Source organism: Streptomyces bobili, assembly GCF_002154575.1.
Lineage (GTDB): Bacteria > Actinomycetota > Actinomycetes > Streptomycetales > Streptomycetaceae > Streptomyces > Streptomyces bobili.
This window is the reverse complement of the sequence record NZ_MUBA01000784.1, coordinates 1-552: the sequence shown is the minus strand read 5'-3', so window position 1 is coordinate 552 and position 552 is coordinate 1. Positions and strand designations below refer to the sequence as shown.

At 73.9% G+C, this 552-nt stretch carries 1 protein-coding gene; it reads right to left on the bottom strand.

From position 1 onward, the window contains the following. The coding region (locus BZL64_RS37600) for a condensation domain-containing protein (RefSeq protein ID WP_208639611.1) at nt 1-552 on the bottom strand (552 nt) is incomplete at both ends.

Sequence of the window (552 nt, the reverse complement as noted above, 5' to 3'; positions counted from 1 at the left end):
CCCGGCGGGCCGCCGCGGCGGTGACGAACACCGAGGGTGTGCAGCGTGCTTCGCGGGCGTTCGCACGCAGGAGTCCGGTCAGGTCGGGGTCGAGGGGGATGCGCAATTCGGCGCCGTCCGGCAGCCAGCCCGGCTCGGGCCGCCGCTCCCCGATCCACGGCGTGGGGAACCCGGACAGTTCGGTACGCCAGAACTCCCAGTCGCGGGGCCTGCGATGCTCGCGCGAGGCCAGGATCTCCGAGTACCGGTCGGCCGGTGCCGGCGGCTCGGCGGGGCCGCGCAGATAGGCGTCCTGAAGGTCCGTCACCACTTGGTGCAGGGAGAACAGGTCCATCACGAGCCGGTGGAAGGTGAGGAGCAGGACGGCGCTGTCGTCGCCGAGGACGGTCAGGGTGGCGCGCGCCAGGGGCTCGCCGGTGAGGGGGAAGATCTCCGCGTGGGCCGTGGCCGCCGCCCGGCGTATCTCGGCGAGGTGCTCGGCCCGGTCGGCAGACAGGTCCGGGCGGTGCAGGACGCGCAGTTCGTGGTGCTCGGCCGGCCCGGGAATCAGCG